Source organism: Clostridia bacterium (assembly GCA_035628995.1).
GTDB lineage: Bacteria > Bacillota > Clostridia > Lutisporales > Lutisporaceae > BRH-c25.
This window is the reverse complement of record DASPIR010000006.1, coordinates 49657-67778: the sequence shown is the minus strand read 5'-3', so window position 1 is coordinate 67778 and position 18122 is coordinate 49657. Positions and strand designations below refer to the sequence as shown.

Genomic DNA, 18122 nt, shown 5'->3' with positions numbered 1-18122 from the left:
ATAAAGTGCTATATGTGCTTATATATACGAATAACCAAAGATACTTTAACATATAAAGGTAATTGATAAAAAATCCAATGCATAATCATTCAACCCGAAGAAAAATCTTATTTTTTATAGCCGTTTTTCAGCGGTTTCCCTAGTACCTAATTCCCTACTTATGAGCTCAAGTATGAGGAGTTCAAAATAGCATGTTAAAAACACAACATGGTTTATCAAGCTTTCATTTGGGACATCTTAATATACTTAAGGCAATTAACGACCAAGAGGTTTTTTGGCTATACTGCAGACAATATTGGCTAGATTTCCGAGAATGGCAACAGTATACAAGGTAGCCTAACCATGACTGGATTATGAGTCTCTTGCAGAGAATATGTCGGAACAATGGCTGGATGTAATTTTTGATACTATCTGGTAATGAATAAGTTGGCAGTTTGGTAAAGAAAAGAATACATACTAGTGATATAATTATTCTTAGAAGTAACAAGAATTCAGGGGGTGAAGAAATGGATACTAAAATGAATTCAAAAGTAAATGTTAATCTTGACCACCATATACCATCAGAAGCATTGATGACATCAGGTGAAATTGAGCAGATACCAAAGTCAGAAGAAGCACAGTTACATCAAAAGTCACATTTAGAATTAAGAGATTTCTTTGATGATGAGGCAGGTCTTTCAATTTGGGATAGATTAAGAAAACCAGAATTTCAAAGACCTACAAATCACTGGGACGATAATAAGTGTATAAATCTATTACAAACGTTAAGAGGTAATCAGGTTATACCAGGTGTAATCTTTTGGCTAAATACATTAACAGGTCATATCTTTGTACTAGATGGAGCTCATAGGCTATCTGTTATAAGAGCTTGGTTAATGGACGATTGGGGTGATTCAAAGCAGGCATTAGAATATGGTTATATAGAAGAAGATGAACTATCAGCTTCTAAAAGAATCCGAGGTATTATCAAAGAACAAATTGGTAGTTATAAGGAATGCCTTACTGCTAGAAAAGCATTTAAAAAAGCTGTAGATGGCAGACAAAATCCTGCTGATGTTTTACCTATTGATACAGAATCAAAAGGAAGGTTTGCATATAATTTGAATACTTCGCTAAGAATTCCAATACAATGGGTTACAGGTGATTATGAAATTGCGGAACAATCATTCATTAATATTAACATGGGAGGTACGCCTTTGTCACCTGAAGAAGCGACTTATTTAAATAATAGAAGGTCACCAGTTGCTAGAGCTATGGCTGGTATTATTAGTAATGGGAGAAAGGAATTTCTGTGGATTGATGGGAAAGATAGATGTAATGAGATAAGTAAAGGTTTATACACTTTATTACTATCGCCTTCAGATAACCTATCAACTAAAATAAAAATTACTGAATATCCATTGTGTATTTTAAAAAAGCAACTAAGTTTTGATAGATATGAATTCTTGCAAAATCTATTTACTGTTGTTAATCATGGACAAACTGGCGGAAATAATATTAATAAGACTTTAGAAAAATATGCTGAGGAAAAAGATAATACTGTAGTTGCCGTAGAAACTCAGAATCAATTAGAAAAACTTAACGGATTGTTAACACAAATACTGGGAAATAAACCACAAAGTTTAGGAATTTGTCCTGCCTTTTACTTTTATACATCTAAAGGGCAATTTAGGCAAATGTTATTTCTACTATTTCTTATGTGGTTTACTAAAGAGTCTGATGAGGACGTAAAACAATTAAAATTGACTTTATCACTGAATAGAGATGTTTTTGAAGAAGTATGGATGTTGTGCAAGGATTATATATTCCGGTCATTGAGCAGAAAAGGTGCGGGGCCTGCTAGACTTAGTAAAAATCATGTTGACGTACTAGACCAATTATTAGACTACGTAGTTCAAGGTAGGAAGGATAAATTATCTGCAGTTGATATAGCTATAAACTATATGCAAAATTCAAATCATGTAGATAAGAAAATACTTAAGGACTTTTTAGCTGATATTAATACAGATAATGGTACTCCATTCAAGCATTTTTCTAAAGGTACAAAAGTACAGCAAGAAATGTACAGTTATTTTAGCAGTTGTTATAGATGTGAAATTTGTGGAGGCACCATTGACTTTGGTTCTTACCAGTTAGACCATAAGAAAGCTCGTGCCAAAGGAGGGAGCAATGCAGTTAAGAACTCTAGAATAGTTCATCCTTGGTGTAATAATAATAGAACGAAAATTGAGGGGCTTATAGAGAATAAAAAAACACTTATTAATGCAAACTTTATTTCTGAAAATTTAATTGAGATATCCCCAGATGATACAAAGTCAGAACAGATTAACATGTTTAATCTCATAGATAAAGAGTTATAAAGAGAAATGAATATATCTGTTTTGCATGAGGCGCGCTTTTGACGGCAGTTTAGTTGAAGTATGCAGAAAGTGTATATAACTAATTAAAATTACACACTAGGCACCAAGGTAATAGTTAAATATGATTAGAACAAAAGTTAATCACACGAACATACTTAAATGGGTATTAGCCCTTCTGGAAATCGTGTTACTGTTAACGCGGTACGAGGGTTCGAATCCCTCTCTCTCCGCCATTAAGAATTGTGACGTTTCAATGAATTGAAGCGTTTTTTTTGTTTTTTGTCTTGAAATTTAGTTTGACATAACTAACTTCGGAATTCTTACAATATAGCTAAGTAGGGCAGATGAAAACTGTTTAACTGACTTGCTTGGCACCATATTTATCCAGATTTTGTTTAAAAATATCTTGGAATGTTAAACCACTATAGTTACCTTCATTGCCGCCCTTATTGCCTCTTTTATTGTCACCACTATTTGAGTATCCTGATGTGGATGATTTTGTTGGAGGAAGTGATGGTGTTGGATTAATTTTTAAAATGCTCATAATAAATATCTCCTGTAACAATTTAGTTTGTACCTGCATCATATATATTCGAGCATATGCTAAATTAATACGAGGTTATCGGGATCCAATTGAAAATGTAAATATTACCAAAATAGTGGCCGATGCTTAGGACCAATTGGAATAAATTACTTTTATTTAAGACACATTCCATGATTTATGTGATACTGAGGGTTAAGGCTAAAATGCTTTACCACCCCTCCTTACTAACAGAAGGGGTTACAAAACCATATAAGTACAAAATATAGATAAATCAACATTCAAGGAGGTTTTGAAATGCCATATATACCAATGATTGATACCCTGATAGCATTTGTAGAAATAAAAGGCTATGAAGAATCGGCACAAGACCTTTTAAATCTATTACAAGACAAGAATAATAAAGGGTTTGTGGTGCCAGTAAAAAAGTAAATGAATAAAATGTAAATTTGGAGGTTTTATTACATAAAAGTAGAATAATTCCATGAGGATATAGGATTGAATGTTTTTATAATTGTTTACTTCATTTCAATCAGTTGAATGATGTGACGATGAGAGAAGGAGGATTCATGGGCAAATATTTTGATGCTAATGCTCAAGCTCTAGGAAACTGCGGTATGAAAAGTTTTTATTGTGAGGGAAAGGACAAAGATATAACATTTGAAACTAAGGTAAAAGAGATCTTTACTTATTTAGATGCAAATGCTAGAGAGTTTTTATTGAGTATACAAAGAGATATGGAGAAAAATCAGAATAGACTATTAGAAAAGAAATACTATGAGCTGTACTTGTTAAATAATGAGGCCTTTAATGAGCAACATGTATTTATGATGATTAGTCATTTGATGGCAAAGATTAGATTTAGTAGATATGGAAGTTACGAACTATTAACAAAAGATGAGTTTTATAAATACTTCGAGGCTACAAAAACTCAATCTAGAAAAATGGTTATGGAACCATATGATACGACTGGCTACTTTGGAGTTAGAATTCATAGTGATCCTGTCAAAAGCAGATATGATACATATATTGAATCTAAAAAAAGTATTTATGACATTGAACAGGATTACATAGCTGCGATAATTGAAAAGTATTTTTACTTTGAATCCTATAAAAGACTGTATGGCAATGGTGATTTACATAATTGTATTAACCAATACAATAATCTAGATATATCAGAAAGTTTTTATGATTTAGCTCTTGAATACAAAAAGAAATACTGTATAGCAAATTAATATTGGCATTTATGAGATGGTTATATACTACTTATCTATTTAGCAAAAAGTAATAAAGGGGGTAAGGATATATGGGATTATGCTCAAATTGCAAAAGTTTAGTTGATGAAAACCTTGTTTTTTGTCCCCAATGTGGTCAAATGGTGAAATCTATAAAAAATATAAAAGAAAATGTAGGTGCAGGCGCAAACTTTAATAATAGTAAATCGAATGATGGATTTTATAATAATAGAGACCTGGTATATTCAAAAGACAATTTAGGGACTAAACAGATCAATAATAGTATAGAGATTTATAGCAAAGAATATTCTAGTGAAAGCAAAATTCATTATGGTTTTATCACATGGCGAAGGTGGAATATGATTGGTAATTATTATGTATTAGAACACCATAGTTGGGATGGTGAACCATTTTATAATTTTATTCCAGTAGGATTCTGCAATTTCTATAAATTGGATAAAGATACTAATAACAATAAAATATTAAAGTTAGATTTTAAATGCTGTTTCAATAATACCATACGGCATAATGTCAATAATGGATACATGGGTAATGAAATAATTCATTATATTGTATCTTATTATATGGGGGAAAGTAGTATCTTTGTTGAAGAAGCTTATATCAATGGAGAAAAGTATAATATATATAAAGGTAATGTAAAGTATTCGGGGGGTTATACATTATCCCCCGACGATTCAGATGATCATTATGAAGATGTTCCTATTGATGGCTATGAAGGGTTTGGAACAATTTACAATGAAAGCGGACAAGTGATTTATGAGGGTGAGTGGAGGGAAAGAAAGAAAAACGGATTAGGAAAGGTTTTTTATGCTCAAGACGGCAAGAATACTTTAAAATATAAAGGGGCTTTATACGAAGATTACAATGGAAATATATATGCACATGGCTTTGGGGAATTATTTAATATTAAGGGAGAGCCAATTTATAAAGGCGAATTTAACAGCTACATACTTAACCGATATGATGGGGTAAGAGCATTTAATGATAACCCAGCAGCAGGAGAGAGATGCTATATACCATATATAGATGAGATATGAATGAGTACCACAAGGATTAATAAAATTATGTAGTATAAAATAATTATATTTGTTGAATCAGCATCTATACAAGGTAGATCAATGGGGTTAGGTATCATAGATACTTCTAATGGACTTCTAATTAACGTATCAATATTGACCGTAATTTGATGATATAGAATAACATGAAAAGGGATTCGAATCCGATAATTAAATTCCTGGCACTCATTTTCACAATCCTTCAAATGTGTGATATAAATCATATCCTGGTATTGGAGTAAATGATAGGATAAGTTTATACAAATAGCAGAGGAGGATTACAATGCATCCATAGAAGCAGCTAGAGCCGGTGATGCAGGAAAAGGCTTCGCTGTGGTAGCAAACGAAATCAGAAAGCTAGCCGAGGAGACAGCAAAATCCACCGTGCAGATTTCTGAAATAACAGCTAATATACTCGGACAGACAGGCGATTATTGGGAAGTTTAAGATATAAATATATAGAATAAGGCCAGGCACCATATTTCCTATAGAAGAAACCGATAATTAACTAATAGCACTATTTAATATAGTGCTATTTATTTTTTATGGAAATAAAGGGAAAATGTAAGTTTTTGTTGAAATATTCGGTTAATAAATATTGTGGAGGGGTTAAGATGGCTCTTGTGACTTGTCCTGATTGTGGCAAACAAATAAGTCGAAATGCAGCTTCATGTCCAAATTGCGGAGCTCCAAATAGTATTAGTGATAATAAAAATAAAGAACGACTTATTGTAAATCCTAGAATCGGCAAAGGCAAGATAGTGCTAGGTGGAATTTTAATATTTTTTGGATTTGTTTATTCATACGGAGGATCTTACACTTTAGGTTCAGTTTGCATAATATTAGGTCTTGCAATAACTATAACTGGGAAATTTCAAAATTGGTGGCATTGGAAATAGGGGTAATGATTTACTATTCCTAGTAAACGTGGCTTATTCAAATCTTGCGACTTTTTCGGAGGTTTCCCAGGCACCTAAAGGTTTAAATAAACCTTCTGCTCTATTTCATATAGTTTCATCCAATTCCCTCACATTTCCACTTGTGCATTATTTTGAAGTGCTCTTAAAATAGTTGCCATCCAAACTAATATCTATCTTCTTACCTGCTTCTTTGCATTTTGCAATAATCTTCATTTTCCTTTCGTTTGGTTCGCATGGTCCAATTGTTTTTATTACACCATCGCAAACCTTTTCAAACATATTAAATGGCATACCAATGCCAAGTTCATCATCCTTCCACTTTGCAGAAAACCTGGTGTTTGAACAAAGGAGCGACAAATTCATATCATTTGTATCATAGGTCGTTGCCGTGCATTCGGAGCACATTCCAGAATTTCCCGCCATTTTTATATTCTTTGCTGCTCCATGGTGATATGCATATCCCTGTAGTATTCTCATACTTTGATATGGATTTACTATAAATATAGCAACATCCGGCTGAGCCTCGAATTTTTCCAGAGGCATAACAACAACCCCATACGTCTGATGATCTAAAAATGTTACATCTTCTTGCACATTCTTAGCAGTACATAAGCTGTCATAAAGCCCGAAGGAATAATAAACATTACCTGAAGTCGCATTTGAATCCGGTTTTATCAAGCCTAGTGCTTTTGCTGAACCAATACATAAAAAATTGTTTATGTCTGCTTTGAAACTTTTACCTGATGCGGCCAATTTAACCATATTGCAATATGACAGCTTGTATCTTACCTGTGGAACAGCTGAAAGTTCATATTCTTCTTTATTAAAAATAAAGTTAATACCAACTATATATCTTTCCAAGCCTAAGACACAGTTTAAATCTTCTACCATTGCTTTGATATTCATATAATACGACCCCCTTTTATAGAAAATATATCAAAACAGCGTCTAGCAAAAGTCAATTATATATTTAAACGTCCACGCCCCTATGGTATTACAAGCAGCTTTTATTACAATAATTACCTTTGTTCTCGCCAGTAGTCAGAGTTCCTTGACATATATTCTAAAAGCTAATATTATTTTCTTATATGCATATTTGTACAATATTGTGAATATGAAAGTGGCAAAGACATTGATAAGTCATAAAAATAAGGCGAGGGTTCGGCTGTGAACCCCGTCAACAGAAAGGAATACTATATGATATATCTTGATTATAATGCTACAACCCCGATTGACAAACAAGTTGCAGACTCTATGCTCCCCTTCATTTTCGATAATTTTGGAAATCCATCGAGCAGTCATGAATTGGGTGTTACTACAAAAAGAGCAGTTGAGCAATCAAGGCAGCAGGTAGCGGATTTGCTAAACTGTCAATCGGAAGAAATAATATTCACAAGTGGCGGCAGCGAAGCAAACAATATGGTTATAAAAGGGGTTGCCTATTCATATAAAAATAAAGGCAATCACATAATTACCTCGCAGATAGAGCATCCGGCTGTCTTGAACCCGTGCAAATATTTAGAAAGACTGGGGTATGAAATTTCATATGTACCTGTTGACCCGTATGGAATAATAAACATTACTGCATTGGAAAAGCTTATAACAGACAAAACCATACTCGTTACAATTATGCATTCTAACAATGAAACTGGAACACTGCAGCCTATAAAGGAGATCTCAGATATTTGCCATAAACATAACATCCTGTTTCATACCGATGCTTCTCAATCAATAGGTAAAGTGCCTGTTGATGTCAAAGAGCTAGGCATTGATTTTCTAACAGTTGCTGGACATAAGCTTTATGCACCAAAGGGTATCGGTGCCTTATACGTGAGAAAAGGAATCAGTATTGAGCCTTTAATACATGGTGCAGGACATGAAAGCGGCAGGCGTGCCGGAACGGAGAATATCATTTTTGATGTTGCCCTCGGTAAAGCGTGCGAAATTGCAAAAGAGACCTTAAAAAGCGATAGTTTAAAATTAATGACAGAGTATTTCTATAACAGCCTTAAAGTAAATTTCGGGGAAATAATTGTACTAAACGGACATCCTGAAAAAAGGCTTCCAAACACCTTGAATATCAGCTTTATCGGTTTTAACGGGCATGAGGTTTTAAACGGCTTGGACGATGTTGCAGCGTCAACAGGTTCTGCCTGCCATTCAGGCTTGACAACAATATCCCCTGTCTTAAAGGCTATGGGCGTTTCGGATGAAGTTGGACATGGAGCTGTACGTTTCAGTCTTGGTAGATTTACTACAAAGGATGAAATAGACACGGTTATAAGTAAGATATATAAAGTACTAAGATAAGGGTGTTTCAAGTACACCCTTTTATTTTGATGCTCTTACAGCAATAAATCCCCTCATACTTATGTATAAGAGGATTTATTAAACTACATCATCGTTTCTAAGGATTTATTACTTTCAACTTTTTTATTTGCATACATAGCACCAATACCCATTATAACTGCAAATATGATCAGGTATGCAACGACTGCCATCTTATGAGAAAAACAGGCAGCAATTATCATGAAAACACATCCTGCTAAAGCAACAGTAGGCGCCACAAATCTATTGAAGAAGTTTAAGTCTTTCTCTCTTTTTATCATCATAAAAAATATCGGAATATACATTGCATAAATAGTAACTATAGGTAATTCCGAAGAATCAAAACAGAAAAATCCAAACCAAGGATTTGTTAAATTAGCACCATAGAAGAAGAACAACCATATACCACAAAGAAGTAAACCAAAGATAGATGAATTTGTTGGCATATTTGTCATGCTATCAACCTGATTATATACATTTGGCTTTGGTCCAAAGCCTCTTACTGCTATTGAATAAAGACCACGTGTACATCCAAGCATTAATCCGTTTAAAGTTCCTAAACAAGAAATAATAACAAATACAAAGATTAGTGAACCACCTAAAGTCGAAAATACTGTTTGAAATGCTAGTTTTGCTCCTGCTTCACCACCGGCCATCATAACTTCGTTTGGTACTGCTCCAGCCAATCCAATATAATAAAGAATATAAACAACCATTATAGTAAAAGTTCCTCCAACAAGAGCTAATGGAAGATTTTTCTTTGCATCTCTTAATTCAGCATTGATACATGTAGCAATAATCCAACCCTCATATGCAAAAGCTGTCGCAACAACAGCTGTAAATAATGCATTAGTAGTACTGATTTTTGTTACTACAGTTGTAAAGTTATTTACAGTCATACCACTACTGATACCTACGATTGTTCCAACTATAGCCATTAAAATTAGTGGAATAAGTTTTATTATAGTTGTACTAACTTGAAATTTACCTGCTAAAACTGGTGATAATGCATTTAATGCATAGCTGCCTATCAAAAATAGAGCTGCAATAGTCATGCACTCTCCACCGGTAATTGAAAACCCAAATAATACAGAAGTATATCTGGCCGAAACCCAGGCTAATACTGATGTCAATGTTGGATAGTAAATCAATGCCATAAACCATCCAACATAGTATCCGTATTTTCTGCCCATTGTAGCTTCTGCATAATCTACTACACCGTTTACATACTGATATTTAGTTGACATTACAGCAAAAGTATAGGCACAGGCAATCATAATGATACCACCTATAACCCAAGCTAGTATACCTAATGTAAGATTTCCTCCAGTCGCAGTTAAAACTTTTTCTGCTTTAAAGAAAACTCCGCTACCTATAACAATACCAACAACCATTGCTATCGCCGTAAGTAGACCATACTTTTTTTCTAATTTTGTCTCCATAAAAACCATCCCCTTCATAATGTATAATGTATAATCTATAAATTTTTGTAATGCCGCTATTTTATTATATTTTCTAACAATAAGCAAATAATTTTGTATAATTATTCGATAATTGCAACTATTAAACAAATAATAGAAAACTCGCTCGGCTTAAATATAGTGCCTAGGAAACCTCCGAAAAACTATGGGCACTAAATAAATATACAAGGTAAAAAATAAATATACAAATTCGGAGTTTCCCAGGCACTATGTTTAGTTGGTTATTGATAGTAACCCCTTTTAAATCACTCTATTCCCAAAGTGAGTCTGCCAGTTATTATATAGGAGAGTTTTCGTGGTAACACTATGGTAATAACACAAAAAAACTTAAAGGTATATACTAATGCAAATTAAACAATTAACATGCGTTAAGCCATTGTAAAGTCAACATTTCTCAAGTAAACTAAAATTCAATAAACCAATCTAAAAACACCCATACTTACCTGGAAATCGTGTGACTGTTAACGCGGTCCGAGGGTTCGAATCCCTCTCTCTCCGCCATAAAAAGCAAGCAACTCTGAGGATTTTGTCCCCAGAGTTTTTTATATTTCTCAATTAAGTTCTTTTGTTCGGTGCTTGTTACACAAACTAATCAAGAACCGTCCCTTTAAGCATCCCCACTTCTCAGCCACAGCCTGAGCCTTGCACCTGAAGGACCGTGGGGTTCTATTGAAAAATAACTGAGCTGTTTTGTATGCTTCCAGTCAAAAATTTGCGATAAAACTGATGCAAAAGATGCTATGTGTGTAAGAGGTAATTGCAGAAAGGAGCACAAAGCAAAACAAAGTATAATTTTTGCAGAGTCAGATGCATGATCACCAAGATAAAAAGACACTCCCGGTTTTAGTGAACTGCTGGATATTGTCAAGGTTATTCTTCCACCCCTGTAAAACTGGCAGTCACCATAAATCAGTCTTGAAGCTCCGATTAAGGTCTGTGCCCATTCTTTCCCTCCTGATACCTCAATATAATCATATAGACTTTGTATGCTGCATTCCGGCAAAACTATGTAAGCTTTGTATTTACCGGTCTTTGCCCCTGCATACCCGAAAGACATTCCTAAATAATAAGGAAATCCATTGATATTTTTTAAATATTCCGGTTCATTATGTAAATGTTCATCAGTGATACAGAAAGAAAAGCATGTTTTTTTTATACGTCCTGCAAAATCTGCCATTCCAATGCCAGTCAGAAAATCATATAGTATGCGTGGTCTGAGCTTATTCATGTAAAATGTTCTGTCATCGCCCCTGGCTGCATAGCCTAAGCGAATTAAAGTATTAGGAGCGGGCGATTCATATGCGGCAGCAACAAACCTCTTCACGTTATCCGAAAGCCCGACTTCCCGGGCAATTCCATGAAGATTTTCTTCCAGTCTCTCCGACAGTTTTGAAGCGGGTATTTCCGGGGTCACATATAGGGCCCCGTACTTTCCGCTCAAAGCGTCCACTGACAGCTCGAAAGGTGAAAATAATCCATCTGAAATATTAAATTTGTTATGGTTGTTGTTTAGCAAATACTCTGTTCTATCATTTAATAAGCTTTCTATCATTGACCATGAAGGCATTACCATCAACAACTCCTTAATGGTGACTATTTACTAAGATATCCGTCAGTGGCACTTGCACCGAAATAACCTCCAGGGCCGGAGCTTTTCAATGAAACTGGGCTATCTGTCTTGCCTTTGTTTTTTGGCCCAAAAAGAACAAATTCATCTGTACCATATCCTAATCCTATAGAGCCATGCATAGCACGACCTTCAAAATCACTAAGACTGAGATAATCACCTGTATGGAATTTAGTCCAGTCACTTAGTCCGCATAACGAGCCTACGCCGGCAGATACTCCGATACCCGCTCCTGCATAGGTGAACATTGCAGTACTACCGGGAGCCCTCAGATTTTTAATTTCCAATGTGACTGCTTCTCCCGCAACAGGAGTTATACCAAGTCCACCACCCACGATAGTCCTAAATGCCCAATCCTTTGAGAATTGTTTCGGCATTCCTGCAGTGATGGTGCTTCCTTCAAAATTAAGCGTTTCAGGAGCAAGAACTCTTGCTGACACAGCAACTGCAAACTGTTCACTTGGTTTTATCCTGTCAGGATTATATTTCTGTGAGGCGGATTCATTAACGGGGAAAATTATGTTTCTATCATAAGCACCATAACCCTGCTCCTTGGAGTAGTACTTTCCTAAGCCGAAATCATAGGTAATTTTACTGAGCCATGTACCGGGCTTTGCTTCAACTATCCGGTAGGTCACAGCCATAACCGTGCCGTTTTCCATGGGTATATTCCTGACAATATTTTGTCTGGTATCTATATATTCACCCTTATATTTTGTCGCTGATTTACCTACAGGGTCAACCAGTGTCACAGGATTATTCAAAGCATAGGCGTAAACATTTAGCCCCTGAGGATTTTTAATCAGCTTCTCCGGCTCACTGTATATTGCGGGGTCTATGGATGCCCATCTTCCTACCAGGGGAATATAGTATCTTGCTCCAAAGTTCACAAGACCAAGCTCGTTATCTGTTTCCTTCCCATTGTAGCGATATCTGAAACTGCTGCATACGGTCGAATTCATTTCCTCACCGAAGGGTTTATAACGCAACACCCCAAGGCTATTTCCGCTTTTATCACAGATTGCGGAAGCACTTCCCAGGTGGTCTGCATGGATGTATTCTACAATGTTTCCCTTTGCATCAAGCTCTGCAATTCGCTTGTTCTCATCAAAAACATACAGACGGAAAGCACTCCAGCTAGTCTGACCGGCAGAATGCTCCAACACAACCCATCTTCCAATATACCTTGTTTCCGAGATTAGCTTGCCGGTGGATAGCTCTTTCACAAGTTTGCTGATTCTCTCACCTTCATAGTCATATGTAATCTCAATAACCTGGTCATTGTCAAATTGTTCAATTCTTGTCAGCCTGCCCTCGCAATCATAGAAGTAACTATCTTCAACAGCAGGGTTGGCACTTGTCGATCTTTTTTCCGAAAGTCGCCCCGCTTTATCAAATATGTACTCGCAGCCTCCTGCTGCAAAGTTTGCGGAAACAGTACCTGACGCTTGAGCATATTTATAGGCCCCTATACCGCCTAATTCTAGAATATCTCCTATGGGAGAGTATTTGTATGACAATGCCGGTGTGTTTAATGAGCTGAGCTTTTTCAACAATGCGGTATAATCTTTGGGCATAGTACCCAATTGGGAAACCTGAGCTTCTGTAAAGGATACAAGCCTATAAAGTGCGTCATAACCGTATATATCTGCATTATCCGAGCATTTGTCCAACCTGGCAATCAAGTTACCCTCTAAATCATGGTAATATTCGAGATCCTGCAATACGGAGTTCCCGGGATTATGGGTCTTAAGCCCTGAAAGCCAAAGGTTATTCTCGTCGTAATTAAATTCTGTAACAAGCCCGCTTCCGAATTCTACAAGCTTTCGCATTCCTCTTGCATCGTAATCAATGTTTTTGACCAGGGTATTTGTTTGTAAAGCACATACATACTCTATGGATTCAAGCAAGTTACCAGTGCCATGTTTGCTATATACAGAAATTCTGTCTTTTCCTCCGTTAAGCGAAGGATATATTGTACGTATAAGCCTGTCGGCAGAATCATATCTGAAATCAACACGGTATTCGGCTTTAACTCCTTCTTCATCCCAGGTTCTCAAATGCCTTGTAAGATGTCCTCTGGAATTGTAAGTAAATTCAGCCGTACCAAGAGCATCCCTAACACAGCTGAGCCTGCCAATAAGGTTAGTTCCCCTGGGGAAAGCAGTGCCTGAATCGATATAAGTATATTGTATCGGCGGTTCAGCAGAGTTTGAAAAGCTTTTTTCAATAATTCGGCCAACCTTGTCAAACTTCTGTATAACAACATTATCAAGACCATTGCATTCGAAAGCTTTAAGCCCCCGCACATCAAAAACAGCCCTAACTGCTCCTCCATGAATATGCTCAGCACGTAAACGGCGTCCAAGCAGGTCATACATATAATTAATTACAGGAGTGCCTGAAGGTCCGCCCTCTGGCTTAATCGCAGTCAGCAAGTTGAGGATGTCGTATTCATAAATCGTATGGATAGTGGAATTATCACTTCTCTGATAGACTTCTACAAGGTTTCCCCTGGTATCATAGACCATTTTTGTCGGAGTGGCATAATGAGAAGATGCACGAAACATATCTTCCCTATCATATTCCTCAACCTCAAAGCCCTTGTATTTCAATACACTTCGTCTCCCGTCAGGATGTACATAGGCTGTCTTCCGGTCAAGAGCATCTATTTTAGTTTTGTAGAATGCTGCCCCTCGTTTTACATCAGAATAATCCATATAATTATCAAAATACGGTACATATTTATCCATAATTCCGCCGCGGAAATTATAAGCGGTACAGCCGCTTACGGTAAATGTGCCATTTTCAGCTTCAAGCCTGTTTTGCAGCTGTCTGCCCCAGCCATCCATATACTCTGTATAATCATGAGTTCCAGGCAAATTTGCTTCTTCGCGCAAGCTTGTTTTCATGCAAATCGGCAATATTGAAGTATGGTACTCGTATTTAATAGTCGGAAAGGCTGTATTATCACCGGGTTTAATAATTTTAACCAGCCTGCCTAGGGCATCATACTCCATATAGGTAGAATTGCCGTTTGCATCGGTAGTAACAGCGCTTTTTGACACTCTGTAATTGAGTTTTGTTAATGTTGAATTGCCGGCGGGATCCTTTTTTGAAACATTACTAAGATGAAAAGCATCCCATTCGAAAAGTGTCTCATTCCCAAAGGCGTCAAGAGATCCGGATATATTTCCATAAGCAATACTGCCATTACCTAGCACGGCATATTTTAACCGGCGGGTGTTTACAAAATATCCGTAACCTTCAGGCAGAAAAACAACAGGCTTCCGGTCTAATGGCGGAAACTTTTCTAGTATCGGCAGTTTCGGTACTCTAATATCAATCGGAGGTTTGAATAATATCCTCTTCCTTTCCCCATACTCCATATATATATAACCTAATGCTGCCATATCAGGAGTGCCCCCCGGTAAATCACTGTATACCTTAAGGTATTGATCCTGTCGAAGAATTAATACTTCCTCCCTTGAAAGGTTACCTCTATCTACAAGTCCCCTAGCAAGTCCAGTATATGCGTTGCCGTCATAATAACGCCGGGTATCCTGAATAACCTTTCCATTTGACCTTGTCAGAATCCTAGCAACAGGAAGCACAATATGTGAAGCTTCCTTCTGCGCATATGCAGTCACAGTTGTTTTCATATCACATTTTTTGCATATTATTTTTAAAGCCCCGACCAAAGCATTTGTGAAGACTGCAGGTGCAACTGTTGCTGAAATGCTGCAAATATTTTCATACCCTGCTACATTGCTTCCTGATATCTTTATGTTGCTTGCTTCAAGCAGCGACATATTGCGTCCGAATATATCCACTTTATTATCCGTGGCTTTATTACTGCTTATTGATGCGTTGCCTCCTAATGACTGGGTCCTGTCCAAGTAAGCATTCGCTGCTGCAGTGTCATAGAATAACTCTAACTCCAGCGCTTCAGAGGCTGAACAAACAGGTTCAGGAATTGCGTTACCGGCAGCATCCCGCTGCGAAAGACCGTTAGCACCGAAGCAATCAGCTCCTGTATTAAAATCCCTGCATACAAAAGGTTCATAAATCCATTCTGCAATTCGATACGGGCGTGAAGTATCTTTTCCGGATATGGCCTGCCAATATGGAAGCCCCGCAAGGACTCTTTCCTTGGCTCGCAGCAGTGGATCTTGAGAACTGTTTTCTCCAAGATGATTCTTTGTAATAGTAATTCGTGTTTCACATGAAGGATCCGGAGTCCCTTCATCTCCAACCTTTTCTTCTTCAACTATTCCAAAACCAAGAAATTCACGTTTCTCTTTATCGTATTTTCCGTCATAGAATCGGTATTTTGTCTTTTCAATATGGGCTGTAATTGTATCCAGCCTTTGAATTTCATTGATAACATAGACTGAAAAAGGTATTCTTGTTGTCCACTCTCTACCATTGGCCCGAGCGGTTGAGGTATAGCTTATAGTGGTTTTTCCGCCCACTCCGTTATCTATACCTGTCAGCAAAAGGGGCTTCTTACCTGCTGTAATATCCATGAACCGTATGGGACATGCATTAGCACTCCACAGTATACCGGGCATTCCCGTACCTAGCATATCCCCTTTCCTTATAGAAGCTCGATTTGTGGTAAGGCTTACAGGGAAACCGTTCTCAGAGAAAATTATTTCATGTATCCCGCTCCATGACCATCCTCCCCGGTTTATCCAATATACTAATCTGTCAGCGTATATATAAACTGCGTCATCAAGACCATCACCATTAATATCCATGAACATAAGCCTTTGTGGCTCCCAATTCATACTGCTTTGGGCAAGAGCCTGACTGTTCTCCATCAATATTGGAGTCATTTGAAACAAAGCTCCCTGGGTGCAGCCAGCGCCTTTATTCAAGTAATACTCAATACGTCCATTCTGTACATGCACAATATCGGAAAGACCATCACCGTTGATATCAGCAAAAGTCCATTCCGGGTTCTGAAAGGATAGTCCCGGTATTGCAGGGGATGTGCCTCTATCCTCGTAGCTTCCGTCCGGCTTATTCAACCAGCATCTGAAGTATCCGTTTTCACATCTAAGCACATCCATTCCGCCTCTTCCTGAGACATCAACCACTCTGGAATTACCATCATTGAAATTGAAAGGCGGTGGATTGGTGAAGTTGCTTGTATTTCCCCATCTGAGATTGAGAGCCAGAATATCAGAATGAGTCGCATTATAGCTTGGGCTGTCAACTACAGCAGTACCGGTAAGAAGGTCTGCCGACATACGTCCCCTGACATCTGCCAGAAATGCATCCGGCTGCATAATAGAAATATTTGGTGATGATGCCATTGGCGTACCCGGTGCAAAATGCTTGTGGCCTTGTGGAAGAGCTGAGGCTTCCCTCCAGTTATTATTCAACCAAAAGGTATGATTTCCGGGCGTTGTGTTTATTATATCTGGAATTCCATTAGCCGTAAGGTCAACTAATTCAAAATCGCCCTGGGCAAAATCAATTTGTGGTGCACCTTCCAATGTACATAAGCTTGCCTGCGAAGTATCCAGGCTTGAATACTCAAAGGTTACAGGAGGCAAAGAAAGCATGTTGCCATTATCATCATAGCCTTCAACGGTAACTTTTTTTAATAAGGCAAACCCTGTGTGCGGATCTTCATCATATGAAACCAGATAGCTTCTGATCCGCCCGGTGAATTCGCTGCTGATGTCGGCAAAAACGTCTATTCTTGCCAATCGGAAACCTGTATATAGTGGAAATCCTGTCTTATAGGAGAGTTGCGCATCTTCTCTTGCCGGTCCGTTAGGGTCTGAATAATCATATGTAACTTGAATTTTGTGAAGCCATCCGGAGCCATGGGGATTATATTCTATCTTATCAAGATATAATTGTGAGGCCTGAAAGGATAGCCCCTGGGAAGGGGTAATAGTACGCATATCTCTACGGTAGGAGTATTTTATAACATTTCCGTTTGTATCCTCGATACGGCTTATAAGCCATGCAAAAACCTCTGAAGGGTTGGCAGGATTGTATAAGCGTTCTGAATCAGCTTCTCCGAACACATATAATCTTCCCATCCTGTCTCTTGCTTCCCAGGATACGCCATTGTAAGCTATTTTCATAAAATTCTTTTCAATTTTAGCCCGGTATTGTCCGTTTCCGCAAAAAACAAGTTCTTCACCTTGATACGAAAACACATCCTCGCTGTCATTATAAGTGGGAACACCTGTATCTGTTCTCCTGAATATTCGAGGAGTATCCAGATTCCATCCAAGCCCCGCAGCACCAAAGCCTGTTGTGCTGCTGTAATTAAGTCTCAAATCGGAGTTCAGACCTCCCCTGCCGGGTGGAGCCTGTATCGAAACGCTATAGCTCCCGCCACCCCTGCTCATGTCCACAGTCAGAGAATCTGACGATGCCATTGCTGCGCCTCCGCCCTGGGGAAGCGAAACAGCCGTACGGCCGACACCTGATTTATCTTCCAAATTCAACATCCTCCCTCTGATAATTTATTATTTATTAAACTGGCCGAACATTAAAGTAGTCATTTTATGTTAACACCTTGT

At 37.5% G+C, this 18122-nt stretch carries 11 protein-coding genes and 1 pseudogene; 7 read left to right on the top strand and 5 right to left on the bottom strand.

All coding sequences use genetic code 11. The features are described from left to right. Window positions 1-506: 506 nt before the first annotated feature. Window positions 507-2360, top strand: a complete 1854-nt coding sequence (locus tag VEB00_01450; GenBank protein HYF81682.1) for a DUF262 domain-containing protein — start codon at window positions 507-509, stop codon at window positions 2358-2360. A 355-nt stretch (window positions 2361-2715) separates the two neighbouring features. On the opposite strand, the gene VEB00_01445 is transcribed toward VEB00_01450, so the two are convergent. Then, window positions 2716-2904: a hypothetical protein gene (locus VEB00_01445; GenBank protein ID HYF81681.1), complete on the bottom strand. Its 189-nt coding sequence runs from the start codon at window positions 2902-2904 to the stop codon at window positions 2716-2718. A gap of 294 nt (window positions 2905-3198) precedes the next feature. Between VEB00_01445 and VEB00_01440 the strand changes: the two genes are divergently transcribed. The 5 genes and pseudogenes from VEB00_01440 to VEB00_01420 all read left to right on the top strand — a co-directional run bounded on the left by VEB00_01440 (window position 3199) and on the right by VEB00_01420 (window position 6111). Continuing rightward, a complete protein-coding gene (locus VEB00_01440; protein ID HYF81680.1) occupies window positions 3199-3333 on the top strand; it encodes a hypothetical protein in 135 nt (44 codons plus the stop codon). A 119-nt stretch (window positions 3334-3452) separates the two neighbouring features. After that, window positions 3453-4136 (top strand): hypothetical protein, encoded by a 684-nt coding sequence (locus tag VEB00_01435; protein ID HYF81679.1) that lies wholly within the window; start codon window positions 3453-3455, stop codon window positions 4134-4136. A gap of 71 nt (window positions 4137-4207) precedes the next feature. After that, window positions 4208-5194: a hypothetical protein gene (locus tag VEB00_01430; GenBank protein HYF81678.1), complete on the top strand. Its 987-nt coding sequence runs from the start codon at window positions 4208-4210 to the stop codon at window positions 5192-5194. A 300-nt stretch (window positions 5195-5494) separates the two neighbouring features. Next, window positions 5495-5638: pseudogene (locus VEB00_01425) on the top strand (methyl-accepting chemotaxis protein). Window positions 5639-5826: 188 nt separating this feature from the next. Next, entirely contained in the window at window positions 5827-6111 is a 285-nt protein-coding gene (locus VEB00_01420; protein ID HYF81677.1) for a zinc-ribbon domain-containing protein, read from the top strand. A gap of 147 nt (window positions 6112-6258) precedes the next feature. Here VEB00_01420 and VEB00_01415 read toward each other — a convergent pair whose 3' ends face one another. Further along, on the bottom strand, window positions 6259-7038 hold the full coding sequence (locus VEB00_01415; GenBank protein HYF81676.1) for a DUF169 domain-containing protein: 780 nt from the start codon (window positions 7036-7038) through the stop codon (window positions 6259-6261). 291 nt (window positions 7039-7329) lie between these two features. Between VEB00_01415 and VEB00_01410 the strand changes: the two genes are divergently transcribed. Continuing rightward, the gene (locus VEB00_01410) at window positions 7330-8442 is read left to right on the top strand and encodes a cysteine desulfurase family protein (protein HYF81675.1); all 1113 of its coding nucleotides are present in this window, start codon (window positions 7330-7332) and stop codon (window positions 8440-8442) included. A gap of 83 nt (window positions 8443-8525) precedes the next feature. Here VEB00_01410 and VEB00_01405 read toward each other — a convergent pair whose 3' ends face one another. From VEB00_01405 to VEB00_01395, 3 genes are all read right to left on the bottom strand, one after another. Then, window positions 8526-9902 carry an APC family permease gene (locus tag VEB00_01405; GenBank protein ID HYF81674.1) on the bottom strand — a complete coding sequence of 459 codons (1377 nt, stop codon included), beginning with the start codon at window positions 9900-9902 and terminating at the stop codon, window positions 8526-8528. A gap of 646 nt (window positions 9903-10548) precedes the next feature. Beyond that, complete coding sequence (locus VEB00_01400) at window positions 10549-11514, bottom strand: hypothetical protein (GenBank protein ID HYF81673.1); 966 nt, start codon at window positions 11512-11514, stop codon at window positions 10549-10551. 20 nt (window positions 11515-11534) lie between these two features. After that, window positions 11535-18041, bottom strand: coding sequence for a SpvB/TcaC N-terminal domain-containing protein (locus VEB00_01395; GenBank protein HYF81672.1), 6507 nt, complete (start codon window positions 18039-18041; stop codon window positions 11535-11537). Window positions 18042-18122: the final 81 nt, after the last annotated feature.